This window comes from Allobosea spartocytisi (assembly GCF_014764685.1).
Classification (GTDB): domain Bacteria; phylum Pseudomonadota; class Alphaproteobacteria; order Rhizobiales; family Beijerinckiaceae; genus Allobosea; species Allobosea spartocytisi.
The window spans coordinates 1-3,495 of the sequence record NZ_JACXWY010000054.1; the positions used below are offsets into that span (position 1 = coordinate 1).

Annotated in this window: 3 protein-coding genes, 1 tRNA gene and 1 pseudogene; 1 reads left to right on the top strand and 4 read right to left on the bottom strand. The window is 61.5% G+C overall.

Annotation, left to right across the window (positions count from 1 at the left end):
* Positions 1-263: 263 nt before the first annotated feature.
* Positions 264-785, bottom strand: coding sequence for a GNAT family N-acetyltransferase (locus tag IED13_RS28400; protein ID WP_024343504.1), 522 nt, complete (start codon positions 783-785; stop codon positions 264-266).
* 3 nt (positions 786-788) lie between these two features.
* On the bottom strand, positions 789-1,088 hold the full coding sequence (locus IED13_RS28405; protein ID WP_024343503.1) for a type II toxin-antitoxin system TacA family antitoxin: 300 nt from the start codon (positions 1,086-1,088) through the stop codon (positions 789-791).
* Between the two features lie 527 nt (positions 1,089-1,615).
* Here IED13_RS28405 and IED13_RS29025 point away from each other — a divergent pair.
* Positions 1,616-2,650 (top strand): annotated as a pseudogene (locus IED13_RS29025) (recombinase family protein); the annotation flags it as partial.
* Between the two features lie 432 nt (positions 2,651-3,082).
* On the opposite strand, the gene IED13_RS29030 reads toward IED13_RS29025, so the two are convergent.
* Both IED13_RS29030 and IED13_RS28415 read right to left on the bottom strand, forming a co-directional pair.
* Positions 3,083-3,295 carry a hypothetical protein gene (locus tag IED13_RS29030; RefSeq protein ID WP_248312818.1) on the bottom strand — a complete coding sequence of 71 codons (213 nt, stop codon included), beginning with the start codon at positions 3,293-3,295 and terminating at the stop codon, positions 3,083-3,085.
* 73 nt (positions 3,296-3,368) lie between these two features.
* Positions 3,369-3,445, bottom strand: a tRNA-Met gene (locus tag IED13_RS28415).
* Positions 3,446-3,495: the final 50 nt, after the last annotated feature.

Consider the following 3,495-nt stretch of genomic DNA (forward strand, 5'->3'; position numbering starts at 1 on the left):
CTGCTCTGCCGGAGCTTTCTCCGGCACCGATTTCTGTCTCATCTGCGCTCCTGAATGGCTGCGATGATCCAGAAATCCTCCCTTCCCGAAAATCCCGAATCTGTCTCAAGGGCGCTGACGGCGGACACTCTACTGGATCTCCGATCCCCACTCTCACTCTTCAGGGGCGTTGCGGGGTCTCCCCGCTCGAAGGGGTCGGCCGAGACTACAGGCTCGGCCGCAGGGGAAGACTTCCCCCTTCACCATATTGAGCCGGACCAGGCTCATCCCTCGCGGCCGATTCCACCTGCCGCCAGCATCGCGGCGATATCGGCGATCGACCGGAGCAGGACCAACGGGTCGTCCTTCGAGCGAAGAAAGCCGCGTCGCTGCCAGAACCGGGCAGCCTCTTCATCGACGGCGTTGACCATCAGCGCGCGCCCGCCGACCAGACGCGCAGCCTGAACGCAACGCTCAAGGGCATGCTTCATCAAGCCGGTGCCGATGCCCTGTCCGGCCCAGGCCGTATCCGTCGCGAGTTGCCCGAGCAGCAGGCAGGGAACGGGATTGGGTGGTTGTCCAGTGCGAATTGCGCGAGGCAGGATCGAAGGGACAGCCCCCGTCGGTGCAAGACCATAATATCCGACGACGCGCCCGGCATCATGGACGGCCACGACCGCGGTGAAGCCCTTTTCCTGATTGGCAAGGGCGCGCGTTTTCAGCCAATGATCGAGTGTCGGTTTGCCACAGGAGAACTCGGAAACGTCATGCTCGGCAGTAAGCGGTTCAGGAGCTGATAAAGCCACGGCTTACCGCTTCGTGACGTAGCCGGGTTCCCACGGCGCAGGCCGCTGGAGCACTTCCATCATCTCAGGAACGATGGTGGGCGGACGGGACAGGATTTCCATGAAGTCGGCGAAGCCCTCCGGGCTCATGCGGATCAGCCCCTGCTCCATGACGACTTCCTCGGCAGCGCGCACGGCGGCATCACGCACGAAATCCGTCCGAGAACGGCCACGCAAGGTGGCTGCGCGATCGATCATCGCGACGTCCGCTTCCGGCAGGCGCATCGAGATCGGGTATTCCTTGCGTTCAACGGTGGCAGCCATGACCATTCTCCTTGACTGAAATATAGCCGCTTGTAGCGCCAAACGCAATACGCTATTATCGGCTCTGTTCGCAGCCCGACTGTCTTGATGAAAGACGTTCAAAGGGATGGCGGTCGAGGAGGTCACATGGAGCAGGTTTCGCGGCATTTTAGCAGGTCATTTCACGACGCCAGCGTATTCTGTTCGTCGCTGGAGCACGCTATGCCGCGCGCATCAGCTCCTTTCTCCGCCGAGTATTCGCCTTTGATTTCCGTTGCCTATACTTGGATTCACAAGGATCGTGAAACCCATCAACTTGCAACCGACATCAAACGGTGCGACGATGGATCACAAAAACCGCCCAAAGCAGACGAGCGCGCTTCGGCTCATAGAGCCGGAGCTGACGCTCGCGCGGCGTGGCGAAGGCTCCGACCCACGCTTGATAGAGCTGGTACGGTTGCTCGCCCGGCGAGCTGCACGGGAGATTTACGAGGAACAGATGAAAGGGCGCCGCACGCCGCGCTCCTGACATCCCAGGAGAATGCATCGTGAAGGTTGCGATCTACGCACGCTATTCATCCGACAATCAACGCGACGCCTCGATCGCCGACCAGCTCCGCATCTGCCGTCTCCACGCCGAGAAGCAAGGCTGGCAGGTGGTTGAGGAATATACCGATCACGCGATCTCCGGCGCCTCGCTCCTGCGCCCCGGTATCCAGGCCCTGATCTCGGACGCCACGCGCGGCCGGTTCCGCTATGTGCTGGCGGAGGCGATGGATCGCCTGTCGCGCGATCAGGAAGACATCGCCGGCTTCTATAAGAGGATGGCCTATTCGGACGTGAAGATCGTCACTCTATCCGAGGGCGAGGTCACGCATCTCCATGTCGGGCTCAAGGGCACGATGAACGCCCTGTTCCTGAAGGATCTCGCCGACAAGACGCGGCGCGGTCAGCGTGGCCGCGTCGAGCTGGGCAAGTCCGGTGGCGGCAATTCCTATGGCTATGATGTGGTCAAGAAGTTAGACGCCAGCGGCGAGCCGGTGCGTGGCGACCGGACCATCAATGAGGTTCAGGCTGATGTCGTCAGCCGTATCTTCCGCGACTATGCCGCGGGCAAATCGGCCAAGCGGATCGCCTTCGAGCTGAACAAGGATAGCATCTCCGCACCGGGCGGCGGCGATTGGGGCTTCAGCACCATCAACGGCAACCCGAAGCGCGGCAACGGCATCCTCAACAACGAGATGTATGTCGGCAAGCTGGTCTGGAACCGGCAGCGATTCATTAAAGACCCGGACACGGGCAAGCGCCAGGCGCGGATGAACCCGGAGGCGGACTGGATCATTCAAGACGTGCCGGAGTTACGCATCCTCGACGACGATCTCTGGCAGGCCGTGAAGAAGCGGCAACAGGCCGTCAAACAGAACCGTAGCGACGACGGCGAGACCGAGAACCACTTCCGGGAACGCCGGCGCCCCAAATACCTCTTCTCGGGCCTGACTAAGTGCAGCTGTTGCGGCGGCGGTTACTCGATGATCTCGGCTGATCTGGTCGGCTGCTCGACGGCCCGCAACAAGGGCACCTGCGACAATCGCAAAAACATCCGGCGCGATCAGCTTGAGGCGCGCGTCCTCAACGCGCTGCGCCATCACCTGATGGACCCCGAGCTGTTCAAGGAGTTCTGCGACGAGTTCACCCGCGAGATGAACCGGCTCCGCATGGAGGGCCGAGCCTCGATCGATGCGGCCGAAGCCGAGGTCAAACGGATAGACCGGGAACTCGATACGCTCCTGAACCTCATCCTGAAGGGCGGCGCTGCCGATCGTCTCAATGAGAAGATGGTCGTCCTGGAGCGTCGTCAGAAAGAGCTGAAGGCGTTCCTGCGAGAGGCGGAAGAGCCGCCCCCCCTCCTTCATCCGAACATGGCTCATCACTACCACGTCCAGGTCGACGAGCTGTACGCGGCGCTTCAGGAGGATTCGGAGGCGAAGCGGATGACTGCGGCCGACCTGATCCGCTCACTCGTGCGGGACATCATCCTGACGCCGGAGGACGACGAGCTGAAGATCGACGTGCGCGGCGATCTGGCTGGAATCCTTGCGATTTCGCTCAAAAGCAAAAGGCCCGCCGGAGGGGCGGGCCAATCGCAAGTTGAGATGGTTGCGGGGACTGGCATTGGCCAGAACTTGCGCGATCCCCAAGTTGAGGTGGTTGCGGGAGGGCGCAACCATCAGAACTTGCGGACGCAAAAAAGCCGCCCGGTTGGGGCGGCTGATCTACGCGATTTGGCATCGCAATTTGAGATGGTTGCGGGGGCCAGATTTGAACTGACGACCTTCAGGTTATGAGCCTGACGAGCTACCGGGCTGCTCCACCCCGCGTCAATGATTTGGCCTTTGGCGTCCTGGATGGGCGATGCGGCCTGTCCTGG

Bases quoted from the DNA above. Each gene is read 5' to 3' on its own strand.
- IED13_RS28405 (WP_024343503.1), bottom strand. From the start codon at position 1,088: ATGGCTGCCACCGTTGAACGCAAGGAATACCCGATCTCGATGCGCCTG.
- IED13_RS29030 (WP_248312818.1), bottom strand. From the start codon at position 3,295: ATGGTTGCGCCCTCCCGCAACCACCTCAACTTGGGGATCGCGCAAGTT.